This is a genomic window from Achromobacter sp. NFACC18-2, from assembly GCF_900108985.1.
In the GTDB taxonomy this organism is placed as follows: domain Bacteria; phylum Pseudomonadota; class Gammaproteobacteria; order Burkholderiales; family Burkholderiaceae_B; genus Achromobacter.
The window spans coordinates 185,934-203,520 of the sequence record NZ_FNYM01000013.1; the positions used below are offsets into that span (position 1 = coordinate 185,934).

A 17,587-nucleotide genomic window follows, 5' to 3' on the forward strand; every position below is an offset into this window, starting at 1 on the left:
CCGGGTTTGGCGGGCTCGTTCGAATAAGGACAGTAAGAGCCGCTCGCGCCCGGCACCCCGCCGGGCTGGCGCGCCGCTCTCCTTTCCCGAACCCCACGCACGAGAGCACAGGTCCCGTCATGTCCCACCGTCTTCCCCCCGTCGCCGCGGCTTTTCCCGTGACCCGCGCGCGCCCCTTGGCTTCCCGTCGCGCCCGCCTGCCGTCGTGGGGCCTGCCGCTGGCGCTGGCCCTGGCGGTTTCCACGGTCTGGGGGCCGCCCGCGCATTCACAGGCGGCGCCGGCGGCGACCGGCGTGGCCGACCTGATCACCTTCGACATCCCGCCCGCGCCGCTGAATCAGGTGCTGACGCGGCTGGCCAACGAATCCGGCATCCTGCTGGCCGCGCAGCCGTCGCTGGTGGCCGACCGCCAGAGCAACGGCGTGCGCGGCCGCTATTCCAGCCACGACGCGTTGCAGCAGGCCCTGGCCGGCACGGGCCTGCGCGCCACCCGCGAGGCGCCGAACCAGTACCGCCTCAGTGCGCTGCCCGCGTCCGACGCGGCGACGCTGGAGGCCGTGACGGTGACCGCCTCCGGGCTGTCCAGCGGACTGCCCCCCGTCTACGCGGGCGGCCAGGTGGCGCGGGGCGGGCGCCTGGGCCTGTTGGGCAACCGCGACGACATGAGCACGCCGTTCAGCGCGACGCAGTACACCGCCAAGCTGATCGAGGACCAGCAGGCGCAGAACATCGGCGACGTCCTGGTCAATGACCCCACCGTGCGCAATACCTATTCGCGCGGGGCGGGCCGGGATGAATTCAACATCCGCGGGTTCACGCTGTTCAACTACGACGTGTCGTTCAACGGGCTGTACGGCGTGTCGCCGCGCAATTCCAGTTCGCTGATCGGCGTGGAGCGGGTTGAAGTGCTGCGCGGCCCCAACGCGCTGCTGAACGGCATGGCGCCCTACGGCTCGGTGGGCGGTTCGATCAACCTGGTGCCCAAGCGCGCGGGCGCCGACCCGCTGAATCGCTTTACCGTGTCCTACATCGGCGATAGCCAGTTCGGCGCGCATGCCGACCTGTCGCGCCGCTATGGCGACAGCCAGGAGTGGGGCGTGCGCCTGAACGTGGCAGGCAGCGGCGGCGACCTGCCGATGGACGGGGCCAGCGAGGACCTGGGCGCGGTGGCGCTGGGGCTGGATTACCAGGGCGAGCGCTTTCGCGTCGAAGGCGACATCAACTACCAGAACCGCACCACGGATGCGCGCAGCGGCCTGCTGTTCCCGCCGCCCTCGGGCGTGGACATCGGCCGGGCGCCGGACGCGCGCCGCAATTTCTTCCCGTCGTGGACCTACTGGAAGACCGAGGAATGGTCGGGCGCGCTGCGCGCCGAGTATGACCTGTCGCCGGACTGGACCGTCTACGGCGCGCTCGGCGCACGCAAGCACGACTTTGAAAGCATGCAGACGAGCTGGCTCATGCTGAACGAGGCGGGCGATATCGGCGCGGTGCCGTCCCGCCTGAACGAGTCGCTCACCAGCAAGACGGGCGAGGTCGGCGTGCGCGGCCGCTTCCAGACCGGCGCGCTCAAGCATGAGCCCGCGCTGAGCGCCAGCATCCTGGACATCGATTATTCGGCGGCCCGGATCCGGTCCAGCACGGTGTTCTCGAACATCTACAACCCCGCGGACCTGCCCAAGCCGAACATCGCGCGTCCGTCGGATCTGCCGCGGGCGAGCGATTCGCGGCTGGTCAGCATTGCGCTCGCCGACACGATCTCGATGGCGCAGGACCGCGTGCAATTCATTGCGGGCGTACGGCACCAGCGCGTGGAATCCACCAACTTCGACGCGATGACCGGCCGCCAGACGTCCAACTACGACAAGTCCGCCGTCACCCCCGCGTTTGCGCTGACGGTCAAGCCCACCGAGCGCCTGTCGCTCTATGGCAATTACATCGAAGGCCTGAGCCAGGGCGGCACCGCGCCCGAGGGCGCCATCAACGCCGGCGAGGTGTTCGCTCCGGCCATTTCCAAGCAGTTCGAGCTGGGCGCCAAGTACGACTTCGGCCAGTTCGAAACCACGCTCAGCGCATTCCAGATTGAACGCCCGAGCAGCTATCTGGACCCCGCCTCGCTGCGCTACGTGTCCAACGGCGAGCAACGCAATCGCGGGCTGGAGTTCCTGGTGCAGGGCGAGCCGGCCCACGGGGTGCGCCTGCTGGGCGGCGTGGCCTATACCGACGCGCGGCTGATCCGCACCGCGGGCGGCGTCAACGACGGCAACCGCGCGCCCGCGGTGCCGCGCCTGCAGTTCAACGCGGCGGCCGAATGGGACACGCCTTTCGTCCCGGGCCTTACCCTGACCGCGCGGATGCTGAGCACCAGCTCGCAGATCGTCGACGTGAGCAACACGCAGGAGATCCCGGGCTGGACGCGCTTTGACGTGGGCGCCCGCTATGCCTTCAACGCCAATGGCAAGCCCGTGGTCATCCGCGCGATGGTCGAGAACGTCCTGAACAGGAACTACTGGCAGTCCGCGGCGCGCGAAGGCCTGACGGTGGGCGCGCCGCTGACGGTGCTGCTGTCGGTGACGACGGAGTTCTGAAGGCGGGTGGGCGGCTAGGCCAGCGCCCGCCGCAGCCGCAGCGACGCGACGCGGCCCAGCACGACAGGCTGGACGCCGTTGTTGAAGCTCACTTCGGATTGCGCGCCGGGCCGCTGCTCGACATGGGACACATGTTCCAGGTTGATGATGACGGACCGGGACAGGGCGCAGAACGGGGGAAAGGGCAACTGCGCGGCCAGGCGCTTGAGGGTGATGTGCATCAGCTCGTTCGCCTGGGCGGCGCTGCACAGGCGCACGTAGTCGCCCTGGGCCTGCAGCAGGGTCAGCTCCTGCACTTTGATGAGGCGCGTGCCCGTCTTGGTGCGCATCGACAGATGGCCGCTCGAACGCGGTCGCAACCGCGCCAGCGTCTGCGTGAGCCGGTCCGGAGACACGGGCATGAGCAGGTAGTCCACGGCTTCGACGTCGAAGGCGCGCGGCGCGTAGCTGTCATGCGCGGTGACGAACACGACGGATGACTGGCGCGCCTGCCCATCGAGCAGGTCGAACCCCGTGCCGCTGGCCAGTTCGACGTCCAGGAAGATGGCGTCCGGGCTGTGCTCCTGGATCAGACTGCGGGCCTGGTCGACGGTCGCTGCCTCGCCCGCGACGTGCACCGCGGGGGCGGCTTCGAGGAGGCGGCGCAGATAGCGGCGCGCCGGGGCTTCATCGTCGACGATCAGCACACGCAGCATGGTTTTTCTCGGGCAGCAGGGTCAGGCGAGTGTATTCTTTCGATCCAATCCGTGGGGTAACGATATATAAGGCGGCACGTCCATGATTGCGACATCGATCGGCCGGGAGTTGAGCCAGGGCGAGTCCGCGCCGGGATTCTGGCGCGCGCAGACCGTGGGCTGGGTATTCCTGGCGTTCGTCGGCTACTTCATCCGCCTGGCGGCGTTCGGCAACCCCATCGCGGCATTCTGGCTGACGCTGACGCTGGAGCCGCTGGCCTTCGCGCTGACCAGCCTGGCCGCCGTGCAGCACGGACGCCTGCCGGCCAGGGTGCGCGAGCCCCTGCCGGTGCTTGCCTGCGCGGTGGTGCTGTGCGTGGCCGCGTCGGCGCTGCTGGCCACGATCGCCTACGCCATCAACCACCTGTTTCTGTCGGGAATCCGCGATATTCCCGACAACCAGTACTGGCTGGGCTTCATCTATTACATGGGCATCCTGTCCATCTGGACGCTGGTCTATTTTGGCGTGTCCGCCGAACTCGCCGCCCGCACCGAGCGCCTGCAGAAGATCAATGCGCAGGCCCGGTCATTGAAGCTGGAGCTGGAGCATCTGCAGCTTCAGGTCGAGCCGCATTTCCTCTTCAACGCGCTGAACACCATCGTCGCGGAAATCGCCGAGCGGCCGTCCGTCGCCGAGGAAATGACGCGGCGCCTGGCGCAGTATCTGCGCTATTCGCTGGACCGGCGGGGGCGCGGCCTGTGCCGGCTGGAAGAGGACATCGAGGCGGCGCAGGCCTACGTGCGCATCCAGGCGCTGCGCTTCGAAAGAAAGCTGGAATGCCGATGCCAGATCGATCCCGCCACGCTGAAGATCAACATCCCGCACATGACGCTGCAGGGGCTGGCCGAGAACGCGATCAAGCACGGCATGCGCGCCGAGCACGAGCGCTTCGTGATCCACATCCGCACGCGCCTGCACGGCGGGGAACTGGTCATCGAGGTGAGCAACCCCGGTGCGTTGCAGACGCCGTTCGATCCGGCGCAAGGCAAGGGCGGCCTGGCCAATCTGTGCCGGCGCCTGGCGCTGCGGTATCCGGAGCGCTACGCGTTTTCGCTGGAACCGCGCGGGGAGATGACGGTGGCGCAGATCCGGCTGCGGGGCGAGCCGGCGCCGCTGTAGCGCGGCGGGCCTGGGGGTGGGCCCTGGGGTGGGCCTAGGGGGCACCCTGAACCCGGCCCGCGCCTGCGTGAAATTCAGGATGTCCGGGGGAAAACCGCTCCGATACACTGTCCGGCCATCCCTATAACGAGAACGCCATGAGACAGTTTCTACCCACCCTGGGCGCCGCCCTGGTGCTATCGCTGGCCGCGAACGCCGCCGCCGCGCAGCCGGCTCCCCCCCGCGATCCCTTCTTCTGGCTCGGGGAGATCAACAAGGCCACCACGGTGATCAACACCGACGAAGGGCTTCTGGACAAGGCCATGGCGCCCCGCCTGGCGGCCGGCGTGGCCAAGGTCATCAACGATGGCAACCAGCCCGGCGCCAAGCGCCCGGCCACGGTCATCACCTTCGAACCCCTCCTCATCAAGGCGGCGGGCGAGGACATCACCCTGCTGCACGCGGGCCGCTCCAGCCAGGACATGCACGCCACCTACCGCAGCGCGATCCTGCGCGACAAGCTGCTGGAACTGGCGGACCAGCTCAACGCCACCTCCACCACCCTGGTGGAACTGGCGGCGAAACACGCGGGCACCATCGTTCCCAACTACACGAACGGCGTGGCCGCGCAGCCCAACAGCTATGGACACTACCTGCTGGGCCAGGCGGCCGGCCTGGAGCGCGATGCGCAGCGCATCCGCGAGGCCTATGTCCGCATCGATCGCTCGCCCATGGGCACCACGGTGCTCAACGGCACGAGCTGGCCGCTGGACCGCAAGCGCATGGCCCAGTACCTCGGATTCGCGGCGCTGGTCGACAATGCCTACGACGCCTCCCAGATATCGTCCATGGACCAGCCGGTCGAGGTCGCGTCCATCGTGACCAGCATCGCGCTGCGCGCCGGCAACTTCGTCGAAGACGTCATGACGCAATATGCGCAGCCGCGCCCGTGGATCCTGCTGGAAGAGGGCGGCGGCAACACCTATGTGTCCAGCGCCATGCCGCAAAAGCGCAATCCGGGCCTGCTCAACAACACGCGCAGCGACGCGTCGACGGCCGTGACGCTGGCGATGGGGCCGGTCCTGCAGACGCACAACATCACGCCCGGCATGAGCGACCCCAAGGACGTGAAGCAGAACTCGGCGATGGTCGACAGCGGCATCTCCGCGCTCAAGCGCTGGGACCGCGTCCTCAAGGCCATGGTCATCAGCCCCGACCGGGCGCTCGAAGAACTGAACAGCGACTGGACGGCGTCGCAGGAACTGGCCGACGTGCTGATGCACAAGTACAAGCTGCCGTTCCGCGCGGGGCATCACTTCGCCTCGGAAGTGGTCTCGTACGCCAAGACCAACAACATCAAGCCGCTGGACTTTCCGTATGAGCAGGCGCGCCGCATCTACGCTGACGCGATGAAGGATTCCAAGTACGGCACCGACCTGCCGATGAGCGAGGCGGAGTTCCGCTCGACCCTGGACCCGGTGGCCATCGTGAAGAACCGCGCCACCAGCGGCGGCCCCCAGCCCAAGGAAATGGACCGCATGATCAAGGAGGCGCGCGAGCAGCTCGCCGCGCAGGACAAGTGGATCAAGGAGCGCCGTGCGCACATCGACGCGTCGCTGGCGGAGCTGGACAAGCAGTTCGACGCGCTGGTGGCCAGCGCGCCGAAGCCATAGCCTTGGTCCGCACGCGGGACGGCGCCTAGCCGGGGGCGCCTAGCCGGGGGCGCCCGTTCCGCACGCCGCCAGGACGCAGCCGCGCAGCCAGCGGTGCGCGGCGTCCCCGTCCATCCTGGGATGCCACAGCATGGACACGGTGAAGGGCGGCATGGCAAAGGGCAGCGCAAAGCTGCGCATGCCTTCCCGCAGCGTGGCGGTGTGCATCTCGGGAACCGTGGCGATCAGGTCCGTGCCCCGCGCCAGCGCCAGCGCCATCGAGAATCCGCCGGCAATGGCGGCGATGTCGCGCTCGCGTCCCAGCGCCTGCAGGGCTTCATCCATGGGCCCGGACTCAAGCCCGCGGCGTGACACCAGGACGTGGCGCGCCGCCAGGTAGCGCGCCAGCGTGACGTTGCGCCCGCCCAGCGGATGGTCTGCGCGCATGACGCCGATGTACCGGTCCTGGAACAGCGCGCGCGTGCGCAGCTCCGGGCTGGCCAACCGGCCCACCACGCCGGTCTCCAGATCGACGTCGCCTTCGCGCAGCGGTCCGCTGTCCTTGTCCGCCTTCTGCACGAAGCGCAGGCGCACGCCCGGCGCCTGCGCTGCGATCCGGGCGATCAGCGCGGCGCCGACGTTCTCCACGAAGCCGTCGCTGACGCGCAGCGTGAACGTGCGGACGAGCCCGGCAAGATCCAGTTCGTGCGCCCGGCCCAACACGGCCTGCGCGTCCCGGACCAGTCCGCCGACCTGGCCGCGCAGCGCCAGCGCGCGGGGGGTGGGAACCAGCCCGCGCCCGGCGCGCACCAGCAACGGATCTCCCGTGGTCTCGCGCAGGCGCGCCAGCGCGCGGCTCATGGCGGACGGGCTCAGGCGCAGGCGCCGGGCCGCGCCGGCCACGCTGCCTTCCGAGAGCAGCGCGTCCAGGGTGATCAGCAGGTTCAGGTCGGGCAGGGTCATGCGGCAACCGTAGCATGCCGGCCAGGCCGGCGGAACATCCTGGCATGGCGTCTCATGCAGGTATTTACTGCAAATGCTGCGTCTTCCGCCAGCCGTCATCGGGGCATACGCTGAGATACCGAGTTCCCTTGCTGGATGCCATCATGTCTCTTCCCGATCCTTCCTCCCCGCCTTCCCGGCCCGATCCCATGCTCGTGGCCTGCCTGGCCCTGTCGATGTTGCTGTCGTCGCTGGGCACCAGCATCGCCAATGTCGGCCTGCCGGCGATGGCGCTGGCCTTCGACGCCGCCTTTCCATCGGTGCAGTGGGTGGTGCTGGCCTATCTGCTGGCCGTCACCACCGCCGTCGCCAGCGCGGGGCGCCTGGCCGACCTGATCGGGCGGCGGCGCCTGATGCTGGCCGGGCTTGCGTGGTTTACCGCCGCCTCGGCGCTGTGCGGGGCGGCGCCCGGCCTGTGGAGCCTGGTGGCCGCGCGCGCCGCGCAAGGCGTGGGCGCGGCCGTGCTGATGACGCTGGCCATGGCCCTGGCCGGCGAGGCGGCGCCGAAGGGCCGCGCCGGCAGCGCCATGGGCCTGTTGGGCACGATGTCGGCGGTAGGCACCGCGCTGGGCCCGACGTTGGGCGGCGCGCTGATCGCCGGGCCGGGATGGCGCGCGATCTTTCTGGTCAATCTGCCGCTGGGCCTGCTGGCGTTCTGGCTGGCCTGGCGGCATCTGCCCCAGGACCAGCCGCGCGCCACGCAGGCGCCGGTACGCTTTGACCGCCTGGGCAGTGCGCTGTTGACGGTGTCCCTGGCCGCCTACGCGCTGTCCATGACCTTGGGAAAAGGCGCTTTCGGCCCGCTCAATGCCGCTCTGCTGGCGGCGGCGGCCGCCGCCGCGTGCCTGTTCTGGCGGGTGGAATCGCGCAGCGCGCATCCGTTGCTGCGGCCGGCCATGTTCAGCGACGCCGGGCGCTCGGCAGGCCTGGCCGCCAGCGCGCTGGTCGCCACGGTGATGATGGCGACCCTGGTGGTGGGGCCGTTCTATCTTGCGGGGGCGCTGGGGCTGGACGCCGCGCGCGTCGGCCTGGCGATGTCCTGCGGTCCGCTCGTGGCCGCGGTGGCGGGCGTGCCCGCGGGCCGCTGCGTGGATCGGTTCGGCGCGCGGCCCATGACGCTGGCCGCGCTGGGCGCCATGGCGGGCGCATCGGCCGCGCTGCCGTTCGCGTCCGACGCGTTCGGCGTGGCGGGCTACGTCATCGCGCTTGTCGTGATCACGGCGGGGTACGCCCTGTTCCAGGCGGCCAACAACACCGCGGTGATGGCGGGCGCGGGCGGCGAGCGCGGCGCCGTGTCGGGGCTGTTGAACCTGTCGCGCAACCTGGGTTTGATCACCGGGGCGTCGGCGATGGGGGCATTGTTCGCCTTGGGCGCCGGAACGGCGGACCTGGCTGGCGCGCCGCCGCAGGCGCTGGCGGCGGGACTGCGGGCTGTCTTCCTTGCGGCGGCTGCGCTGTGCGTCCTGGCCGGGGCGGCAGTGGCGGCGGCCGGCGTGACCCGGCCGCGCGCCGTCCAGCCTTAGCGCTACTCCGCCTTCAATCCCGCCTGCACGATCAACGGCTGCCACTTCAGCCGTTCGCTGCGCGCGAACGCCGCCAGTTCGTCTGGCGTGCCGCCGCCCGGCTCATGCCCCAGGTCCAGCAGTTTCTGCCGCACCTCCGGACGCGCGAGGATCTTCGCGAGATCGGCGTTCAGCCGTTTGATCGCGGCTGGCGGCGTGCCCTTGGGCGCGTACAGGCCATTCCACGCGACGACCTGAAAGCCCTCCAGCCCTTGCGCGGCCACGGTCGGCACGCCCGGAAGCAGGGCCGACTCCTTCAGCGACGTCACGGCCAGCGGGCGCAGTTTGCCGCTGGTGATGAACGAGCGCGCCGCGCTCACGGTGTCGATGCCTAGCTGCACCTGTCCGCCCAGCAGGTCTGTCGTGGCGGTGGCCGACCCCTTGTAGGGGATGCCGCGGAGGCTGTTCACGCCCTGCTGCTTGAGCAGTTCGTAGACCAGGCGCGCGGTGGTGCTGGGCATGCCGACGTTGATGCTGTCGGGCTTGGCCTTGGCCGGGTTGCGCAGGTCGGCCAGGCTGGCGTAGGGCGAGGATGGCGTGGTCAGCAGGACCATGGGAAACGAGCTGACCAGCATGACGGGCGAGAAGTCTTTCTCGGGATCGAAGTTGGTGGACGCATACATGTATTGGTTCAACACATGCGTGCCGTTGGTGCCCATCAGCAGCGTGTAGCCGTCCGGCGTTGCGCGTGCGGCCTCGGAGGCGCCGATGTTGCCGCCCGCGCCGGGGCGGTTCTCGACGATGACGGGCTGGCCCAGGTCGCGGGCCAGGTACTCGGCCAGGTAGCGCGCGGCAACGTCCGTGCCCTGGCCGGCCTGGTAGGGGACGATGATCTTGACGGGTTTGGAGGGATAGCTGTCGGCCGCCGCGGCGGGCTGCGCGAACAGCAGTGGCGCCGCGAGCGCGGCGATCAGGCGTAATGTCTTCATGGTGGTCTCCTGGATTTCTTATAGGTCTGCATCGGGTTGCGGTACGGATTGCGCCACGGACTGCGCTATGGCTTGGGCGGAGGCCAGCGCGGCAGGATGCCCAGCTCCTTCAATGCCGCGATCTGGGTATCGGCGAGGCCGGCCTCCCTGAGGACCTCGTCGGTATGCTGCGCATAGGCGGGCGGCAGGCGGTCCACGCGGGCGGGCGCGCGCGACAGCCGGACTGCGGGGCCGATGCCGTGATAGCCGTCGCGATCGACGCGCATGCCGCGATGGGCGGTGTGCGCCTGCGCGAAGGCTTCGGGCACGCTGTTGACCGGACCGGCCGGTACGCCGATCCGCATCAGCTCGGCGCACAGCGCCTCGCGCGGGCGCGCGGCCAGCGCCGCTTCGATGGCGCCGCGCAAGGCCTCGCGATGCGCCAGCCGCGAGCGGTTGGTGGCAAAGCGGGCATCGTCGGCCAATGCCGCAAGACCCGCGTAATCGCAGAACCGGCGGAATTGGCGGTCGTTGACGATGCCCAGGAAGATCTCGCCGTCGCGGCACGCAAAGCGGTCGTACGGCGCGATGTTGGGATGCGCGCTGCCCAGCAGGCCGGGGGCGAGCTGGGTGTGCATCCAGTTGGCGGCGTGGGGCACCAGCAGGCTGAGCGCCGTGTCGAACAGCGTGACCTCGACGCGCTGGCCCTGTCCGGTGCGCGCGCGCTGATACAGCGCCAGCAGGATGCCGGATTGCGCGGTGTAGCCGGTCAGGTGGTCCACGATGGGGATGCCGACGCGGGTGGGGCCGCTGGCGGGGTCCCCGTTCACGCTCATCAGGCCGCACATGGCCTGCAGGATGGCGTCGTAGCCGGGCAGGCCGCCCAGCGGGCCGTCCTCGCCAAAGCCCGTGATGGAGCAATGGATGAGCTGCGGAAAGCGGGGCTTGAGGTCCGCCTCGTAGTCCAGCCCCCATCGGGCCATCGTGCCCGGCACGAAATTCTCGACCAGGACGTCGGCCTCTTGCAGCAAGGCCAGCAGGACCTCGCGACCCTCGGGCCGCGACAGGTCCAGCCCGATGGCGCGCTTTCCGCGATTGACCGCCATGAAGTAGGCGGCATCGCCGTCCTCGTTGACCGGCGGCCCCAGCGTGCGGGTCTCGTCCCCGCCCGGGGGCTCGACCTTGATGACGTCCGCGCCCTGGTCCGCCAGCATCTGCGTGCAGAGCGGGCCGGCCAGGACGCGCGACAGGTCGATGACGCGCAGGCCCTCCAGCGCGCCCCGGGCGGGGGCGTCGGGGCCGGGTGCAGCATGTTCCGATGAATCAGACATCGCCCACCTCGTTTTGGGAGATTGCCGCGGGTCAGGCGCGGGTAGGCAATTCGACCACACCGGAACCCAGCACGGAAAGCTCGTCGTCCTGGTTTCTCGCCTCTTGTTCGATCTCGACCAGGTGGCGGCCGTCTTCCACGTACTTGCGAACGACCTTGCCCTTGAAGAACAGCATGTCGCCCTCGGGGTTGTGGCGGCGGATCTTGCAGGTGGACTTGCGCAGGAAACCCGCGTCGCCCATCCAGTTGGTCAGGTGGTGGGTCAGCCATGAGTTGCGCTCCGGACCGTAGTCATAGGCGCCGGGCGCGCCGACTTCCAGCGCGAAGTCCTCTTCCCAGTGGACGCGCTCGGGCACGTCGGGGATGCCGAAGCGGTTGGTGATGCCCACCCCCGGGTGGGCGTCGATGAGCTGCCACGCCAGCTTGTTGGCGCGGATATACAGCCCGCCCCAGCCCTGCGCGAAGGCGATGAAGCCGGTCACCGTCATCGGGCCCTTGAACATCACGGGCAGTTCGTCGCCTTCCTTCACGTCTTCCCAGTAGCGCGGCGTGGCGCCGCGCACTTCTTCCTGGGCGTACAGCTTGTAGGCTTCCTTGATTTCCTCGGGGCTGTAGTGGCGCGGCTCGCGGGCGCGCACTTCCTTGTACTTGCTGCCCTGTTCGCGCGCGTGGTCGCGTTCGGTTCGGAAGCACCAGCTGTCGGCCTCGGCGACCTTGTCGCCGTCCTGGTTGAAGAAGTCGACGTGGTAGATCTGCTGCACGGCGCGGCCGGCAAAGCGGGTCTGGTGTTCGATCAGGTTCTTCAGGTGCGCTTCGGTCGAGATGGTGTCGTTGCGCTTGACCGTCTTGTGCCAGGTCCAGTCCGCGCCCGACCACATGGCGTGCACGCCGGGCAGCCCGCCCACGTAGCCGGACACGATGCGGCTGGTGGCAAACAGAAAGCTGGGCAGGGCGATGATGCCGCCGTGCTGCGTCTTGGCCGCGTACTCCGGGTCGGACCACAGGGGGTTGTCGTCGCCGATGCCGTGGGCGTAGTGGCGGATGTTGTCGCGCGTGGCTTCGTAGCACCACGGCTCGGCCGTGGCGCCGATCTTGACGCCGATGCGCTCGCGCAGCTCGTCCAGCCCGCGTTCGGTGATCTTGGGGAAGCTGCGTTCGGTCTTGGTCTGGGTCAGCATGATGTCTCCTGGGTGTGGTGATGGCCGGGGCTGGCGCAGCCCTAGGCGTGGGCGGCGCCGGCGGGCGTCTGGGCGGCGGTCGCAAGTTCCTGCTCCCGCAATTTCCTGCGATGGATCTTTCCGGCGGGCGTCTTGGGCAGTTCGGCCACGAACACCACCTGGCGCGGATACTCGTGCTGCGCCAGGCGGCTGCGCACGGCGTCCTGGATTTCTTGCACGAAGGCGTCGTCGCCGGGCCGGGCCGACACGACGAAGGCCTTGACCACCTGGCCGCGCAGCGGATCGGGCACGCCGATCGCGGCGGCCTCCGCCACGTCGCGGTGCTTGAGGATGGCGTCTTCGATTTCGACGGCGCTCATGGTCCAGCCGGCCGAGATGATGACGTCGTCGGCACGGCCCCCGTGCCAGAAGTAGCCGTCCTCATCCACGCGCCCCAGATCTTTGGTGGCGACCCACGCATCGCGGCGCCACAGCTTGAGCTCCCCGGTTTCGCCGGGCGCGCAGGGCTGGCCGTTGGCGTCCTGCACTTCTACGCGCAGTCCGGGTACGGGCTTGCCCAGCGAGCCGGCCTTGACCGTGAAATCCGGCGCGCCGGGATAGTTGACCAGGCACACGCCGATTTCCGTCGTGCCGTACATGCTGCAGACCGGGCGGCCGAAGGTGGCCTCCACGAACGCGGCGGTCTCGCTGTCGATGGGCTCGCCGGTGAAGGACACCTTGTCGAGGTGATAGCGATACCGGTCGGCCGCGCCGCAGTTGCGCATCATGCGGTAGTGCGTGGCGGCGGCGGAGATGTTGTTGAAGCGGTGCTCCTGCAGCGCCTGCAGCAGCCGCTCGGCATTGAACTTGCCGGCGTAGGCGCCGATGGTGACGCCCAGCGCCAGCGGCGCCAGCGTGCCGTGCCACAGGCCGTGCCCCCAGGCGGGAGACGACGGGCACATGTAGCGGTCGCCGGGACGGATGCCCGTGCCGTACAGCGCGGCCAGCATCAGGGTGACCAGGGCGCGGTGCGTGTGCTTGACGGCGTCGGGCAGCTCGCGCGTCGTGCCGGACGTGTACTGGAAGATGGCCAGGTCATCGGCGCGCGTACGGCATGCATAGTGCGAGGGGTAGCCGGCCAGCGCGCCGACGAATGCGTCGTCCGCGATGACCACGCGCATGTCGTCGCCGCCCGCGGCGAGGGGCGCCTTTTCCGCGTTGGTCACCAGCATGCGCGGCTGGCAGTCCTGCACCCGCAGGCGGATGCCGTCCGGGCCGAACAGGGTGAAGAGCGGCACGGCGATGGCGCCCATCTTCATGGCGCCGAACATGGCCACGTAGAACGGCAGCGACGGCTCCAGCATCACGGCCACGCGGTCGCCGGGGCGTATGCCTTGTTCGACCAGGTAATGGGCAAAGCGCGAGGACTGCTCGGCAATCTGGCGGAAGGAGTAGGTCTCGTCGACACCCGCGGCGCGCACCAGGATGATCGCCGGCTCGGCCTTGCCGGCGTGCCGATCGATGCACTCGTGCGCGATGTTCATGTATTCGCGGTTGCCATCGAAAAGCTCCCAGAGCTTGTCGGCGGAGCAGAGCGCCTGGGCGTCCGCGTAGGAGAGGGTGTCGGTCAGCTTCGTCATTTCGTCGCACCTGTGTGGGTCGGCAACCTGTTGAAGCCACTATGCGCGCCGGAAAATAAATTGTCAATGGCGTTCGTTAATTGTATATATACAATCATGAAGGTGGGGAAAACGCTGCGGGAGGCGGCGCGCACGGTATGCTTGCCGCCATGCAAACGGAGAAACCGATGAGTGAAACCAGTACCCCGGAACTTGCGTCCGCGGCAGGCCCGCGCGTGCGTCCCGTGCCGGCCGTGACGCGGTCCATCGCGATCCTTCGCCTGTTGGGCCGGGGCGGGGAGCCCATGACCTTGAAGGCGATCTCGCAGGAACTGGGCATGGTGACCAGCACCTGCCTGCACATCCTTCGCGTCCTGGTGGAAGAAGGCCTGGTGAAGGTCGATCCCGGCGCCAAGCGCTACAGCCTGGGCGTGGGCATGCTGACGCTGGCGCGCAGCGTGATCGAGAGCAATCCGTTTCCCGCGCTGGCCCAGCCCGTGCTGGACCGCATCGCCAACGCGGCCAGCGTCACCGCGATCGGGGTCGAGGTCTCGGGCAGCGACCACATGGTGGTGCTGGCGCTATCGCGGTCGAACGCGCCGTTCCGCCTGCACGTCGATGTCGGCAGCCGCTTTCCCGCGCTGATCAGCGCCACGGGGCGGCTGGTCGCCGCGTTCTCGGACTTTTCGGACAAGGAACTGGAGCGCCGCTTCAAGGCGCTGCGCTGGGACCAGGCGCCGGCGTTCTCCGCCTGGAAGGCCGACGTGGACGCGGTGCGCCGCCAGGGCTATAGCGTGGATCGCAACAACTACATCAACGGCGTCGTCGTGATCGCCGTGCCTGTCCTGGACAGCCACACGCGCATGACGCACGCGCTGGTGGCGGCGGGCCTGGCCGAACAGCTCGATGCGGCGCGCGTCGAGTCCCTGGCCCATGAATTGCAGGGCGAGGCGCACGCGCTGTCGCAACTGCTGGCGGCAAGGAACTGAACGCATGAGCGATGACGCCGCTGTTGACGCCGCCGTCCCGCCGGGATGGCGCAAGAAGACCCTGCCGGGTTTCGCGGGCCGGATCGGTCCGCTGTGGGTGTGCAAGGAGGAAGCAAGCTGGGCCTATGGCCTGCTGGCCACCGCCGACCACCTCAATCCCGCGGGCGTGGTGCACGGCGGCCTGCTGACCGCGCTGCTGGACCACGGGATCAGCGCGGTCGCGTGGGAAGCGCTGGGCCGGCGGGCGTGCGTGACGGTGCAGCTGGACACGCACTTCCTGGCGGCGGCGCGCGCAGGCCAGTTCCTGGAGTTGCGCGCACGCGTGGTGAGGGCCACGTCCTCGCTCGTGTTCATGCAGGGCGAGATCAGCGCCGCCGGGCAGGCCATTGCCACGGCGGTCGCGGTGCTCAAGCAGGTGGGTGCGGCGCCTAAGGGCGCCGGAAAAGCGGCGGCGGGCGTTGCGCCCGCGCCTTAGGCCCGCATCTTAGGCCGGCAGCGCGATCAGCCTGCCGGGGCTGCCCATTTCCTCTTCGCGCAACTTGAAGCGGGCGACGGCCTCGGCCAGCACGCGCGCCTGGTCGCTCAGCATGCCGGACGCGGCCGTGGACTGCTCGACCAGCGCCGCATTCTGCTGCGTGGCCTGGTCCATGTCGGCGACCGTCCGGTCGATCTGACCCAGCCCCGTGCTCTGCTCGGCCATCGCGCCGTGGATCTCGCTCACCATCCGCTGCACGCGGTGGATGCCGTCGACGATTTCGGTCATGGTCGAACCCGCCGCCTGCACGCGCTCCGTGCCGCTCTTCACGTTCTGCACCGACGCCTCGATCAGCGTCTTGATCTCCTGCGCGGACGAGGCGCTGCGCTGCGCCAGCGTGCGCACTTCGCCCGCCACCACCGCGAAGCCGCGGCCCTGCTCGCCCGCGCGCGCCGCTTCAACGGCCGCATTCAGCGCAAGAATGTTGGTCTGGAACGCGATGCCGTCGATCACGCGGATGATCTCGGTGATGCGTTGCGACGACTGCGAGATCTCGCTCATGGTGCTGACGGCATCGCGCACCACCTGCCCGCCGCGCGCCGCGACGGCGCTGGCTTCGTCGGCCAGGCGGGTGGCATGTTCCGCCGTTTCCTCGGTCTGGCGCACGCTGGAAGTCAGTTGCGTCAGCGCCGACGAGGTCTCCTCCAGCGACGCGGCCGACGTTTCGGTGCGCTGCGACAGGTCGCGGTTGCCCATGTCGATCTCGCGCGTGGCGGCGCTCATCGAATGCACACCGCTGCGCACTTCGCGCATGACGTGGGTGATCTTGTCGACAAAGGCGTTGAACGACGATGAGATCTGCGCCACCTCATCGTGGCCGACCACCGCCAGGCGGTGGGTCATGTCGCCATCGCCCGAGCCGATGGTGTCCATCGCGTCGCGCACGGCGGACAGTCGCTTGAACGCGCGCGACGTGATCAGGCTGGCCAGCGCCACGGCCACCAGCGTCAGGACCACCAGCGAGATCAGCGTCGCGTGCAGCACCTGCGTCAGGCCGACGGTGGCTTCGGTCTTGTCCAGCGCCACCACCAGATACCAGTCCGTGCCGGGGATGCGGCGCGCCTTCAGCAGCTTCTGCGCGCCATCCAGCGCCAGTTCGACCGGCGCGGCGCCGTCGCGGGCCATGGCGGCCACGGCGTCCGGGGTCAATCCGGCGGCGATGTCGGTCGACGGCTTGAGCGCCAGCTTGTCATTCAGGTGCGAAATCACCTGCCCGTCCGTCCCCAGCACGAAGGCGCTGCTGGACGGGGTGGGGTGGATGGCCTTGATGATGTCCTTGACCCCATCCAGCGGCACCGCGCCGCTCAGCACGCCGACCGTCTGCCCGCTGCGCACGAGGGGCGCGGTGAACGCGACATACAGCACGCCCGTGGTGGAGTCGCCGTAGGGTTTGGTGATGGTCAGCTTGCCGGCGGCCACGGCGCTCTTGTACCAGGGCCGCGCCGTCGGATCGTAGTCGGCCGCGGTCTTCGTGGTGGAAAAGAAGGTCTTGTCGGACCAGCCGATCGTGGTGATGGGAAAGCCGTTGGTCTGGCCCATGAGCTGGGTCAGGCCCCGGGGATCGCCTTTTTCCACCACTTGCGCCGTGGCGTTGACGGCCTGCGCCTTGTCCGCCGACCAGCGCTCGATGGCGCTGGCATTGCCGGAGGCCACGGCGTCCAGGGTCGCGGCGATGGTTGTCATCATGTTGTCGCGCACGATCTGGTAGGTGATGAAGCCGGAGAGCGTAAGCGCCCCGACCACCGTAAAGCAGGTAATAAGCAAAATGCGGTTGCGCAGCGACGTGATCTTCATGCTCGTATTCAAAGTGCGCCAACGCTGCGGCTGGCGGGTTGCTAGTCGGCCAGGAAACCCCCGGTCGCAATCCGCTAACGGCATTTGCGTGCGGCGACTTTAGGGTGGGTCAGAACTTTGATGGGAGCGGTGGAGCCGTTTTCAGCGGGCTTTCAGCGCAGGCATGGGGCGGGCGCCATTCTGCGTCAGGGAGACGCGCTATTCGGGGTGGGCGCAGTGGCGAACGCACCGGATCGGTGCGCGGCAAATCCGCGCGGCCTCCGACAGCCGCCCTACGGGGCGACGGCGTCTGAGCGCCGGGCGCGGCCTTCACATTGCATTCGCAGATTGCGTTTTCGAATAAACCTTAGGGCAAAAAATTCGCATGTATCGGACACTCTTTCGCCGTCCATGCGAATAGGGGACGGCTACCGCCCGGTCCGCATGCGGCACCGACCTTTCCCCCAACAATCAACGCCCCGCCATGACCATCCGCTCCAAGCCGGGTCGCCCGGTCGACGAGGACTACACCGAAGCCGAATACCAGGAAGCCGAAGCCGAGAACGACGGCATCCAATGGAGCGACGAAGACCTGGACGGCCCGCAAGGCGTCGTCGCTCCGCTGAACACCATTGCCCC

The 17,587-nt window shown here is 68.9% G+C and carries 13 protein-coding genes; 6 read left to right on the forward strand and 7 right to left on the reverse strand.

The window, feature by feature from the left end; all coding sequences use genetic code 11:
• The first annotated feature begins 119 nt into the window (after positions 1 to 119).
• Positions 120 to 2,588: a TonB-dependent receptor gene (locus tag BMW75_RS20085; protein ID WP_254792078.1), complete on the forward strand. Its 2,469-nt coding sequence runs from the start codon at positions 120 to 122 to the stop codon at positions 2,586 to 2,588.
• Positions 2,589 to 2,602: 14 nt separating this feature from the next.
• Here the strand turns inward: BMW75_RS20085 and BMW75_RS20090 are convergent, their stop codons facing one another.
• Positions 2,603 to 3,283 (reverse strand): LytR/AlgR family response regulator transcription factor, encoded by a 681-nt coding sequence (locus BMW75_RS20090; RefSeq protein ID WP_092581585.1) that lies wholly within the window; start codon positions 3,281 to 3,283, stop codon positions 2,603 to 2,605.
• Positions 3,284 to 3,365: 82 nt separating this feature from the next.
• Here BMW75_RS20090 and BMW75_RS20095 point away from each other — a divergent pair, with 82 nt between their 5' ends.
• Both BMW75_RS20095 and BMW75_RS20100 read left to right on the forward strand, forming a co-directional pair.
• A complete protein-coding gene (locus BMW75_RS20095) occupies positions 3,366 to 4,442 on the forward strand; it encodes a sensor histidine kinase (protein ID WP_092581586.1) in 1,077 nt (358 codons plus the stop codon).
• 137 nt (positions 4,443 to 4,579) lie between these two features.
• Positions 4,580 to 6,094, forward strand: a complete 1,515-nt coding sequence (locus BMW75_RS20100) for an argininosuccinate lyase (RefSeq protein ID WP_092581587.1) — start codon at positions 4,580 to 4,582, stop codon at positions 6,092 to 6,094.
• A gap of 39 nt (positions 6,095 to 6,133) precedes the next feature.
• On the opposite strand, the gene BMW75_RS20105 is transcribed toward BMW75_RS20100, so the two are convergent.
• Positions 6,134 to 7,036: a LysR family transcriptional regulator gene (locus tag BMW75_RS20105; RefSeq protein ID WP_092581588.1), complete on the reverse strand. Its 903-nt coding sequence runs from the start codon at positions 7,034 to 7,036 to the stop codon at positions 6,134 to 6,136.
• A 143-nt stretch (positions 7,037 to 7,179) separates the two neighbouring features.
• On the opposite strand from BMW75_RS20105, the gene BMW75_RS20110 reads away from it, so the two are divergent.
• Entirely contained in the window at positions 7,180 to 8,598 is a 1,419-nt protein-coding gene (locus BMW75_RS20110) for an MFS transporter (protein ID WP_254792079.1), read from the forward strand.
• 2 nt (positions 8,599 to 8,600) lie between these two features.
• On the opposite strand, the gene BMW75_RS20115 is transcribed toward BMW75_RS20110, so the two are convergent.
• From BMW75_RS20115 to BMW75_RS20130, 4 genes are all read right to left on the reverse strand, one after another.
• On the reverse strand, positions 8,601 to 9,566 hold the full coding sequence (locus BMW75_RS20115) for a Bug family tripartite tricarboxylate transporter substrate binding protein (RefSeq protein ID WP_076517067.1): 966 nt from the start codon (positions 9,564 to 9,566) through the stop codon (positions 8,601 to 8,603).
• A gap of 65 nt (positions 9,567 to 9,631) precedes the next feature.
• On the reverse strand, positions 9,632 to 10,876 hold the full coding sequence (locus BMW75_RS20120; RefSeq protein ID WP_092581589.1) for a CaiB/BaiF CoA transferase family protein: 1,245 nt from the start codon (positions 10,874 to 10,876) through the stop codon (positions 9,632 to 9,634).
• 31 nt (positions 10,877 to 10,907) lie between these two features.
• Entirely contained in the window at positions 10,908 to 12,053 is a 1,146-nt protein-coding gene (locus BMW75_RS20125) for an FAS1-like dehydratase domain-containing protein (protein WP_092581590.1), read from the reverse strand.
• Positions 12,054 to 12,094: 41 nt separating this feature from the next.
• Positions 12,095 to 13,672, reverse strand: a complete 1,578-nt coding sequence (locus BMW75_RS20130) for an acyl-CoA synthetase (RefSeq protein WP_092581591.1) — start codon at positions 13,670 to 13,672, stop codon at positions 12,095 to 12,097.
• Between the two features lie 167 nt (positions 13,673 to 13,839).
• Here BMW75_RS20130 and BMW75_RS20135 point away from each other — a divergent pair, with 167 nt between their 5' ends.
• Both BMW75_RS20135 and BMW75_RS20140 read left to right on the forward strand, forming a co-directional pair.
• Positions 13,840 to 14,640: an IclR family transcriptional regulator gene (locus BMW75_RS20135; protein WP_083714192.1), complete on the forward strand. Its 801-nt coding sequence runs from the start codon at positions 13,840 to 13,842 to the stop codon at positions 14,638 to 14,640.
• Between the two features lie 4 nt (positions 14,641 to 14,644).
• Entirely contained in the window at positions 14,645 to 15,115 is a 471-nt protein-coding gene (locus BMW75_RS20140) for a PaaI family thioesterase (RefSeq protein ID WP_092581592.1), read from the forward strand.
• A gap of 9 nt (positions 15,116 to 15,124) precedes the next feature.
• Here BMW75_RS20140 and BMW75_RS20145 read toward each other — a convergent pair whose 3' ends face one another.
• Positions 15,125 to 16,969 (reverse strand): methyl-accepting chemotaxis protein, encoded by a 1,845-nt coding sequence (locus BMW75_RS20145; RefSeq protein ID WP_092581593.1) that lies wholly within the window; start codon positions 16,967 to 16,969, stop codon positions 15,125 to 15,127.
• Positions 16,970 to 17,587 lie beyond the last annotated feature (618 nt).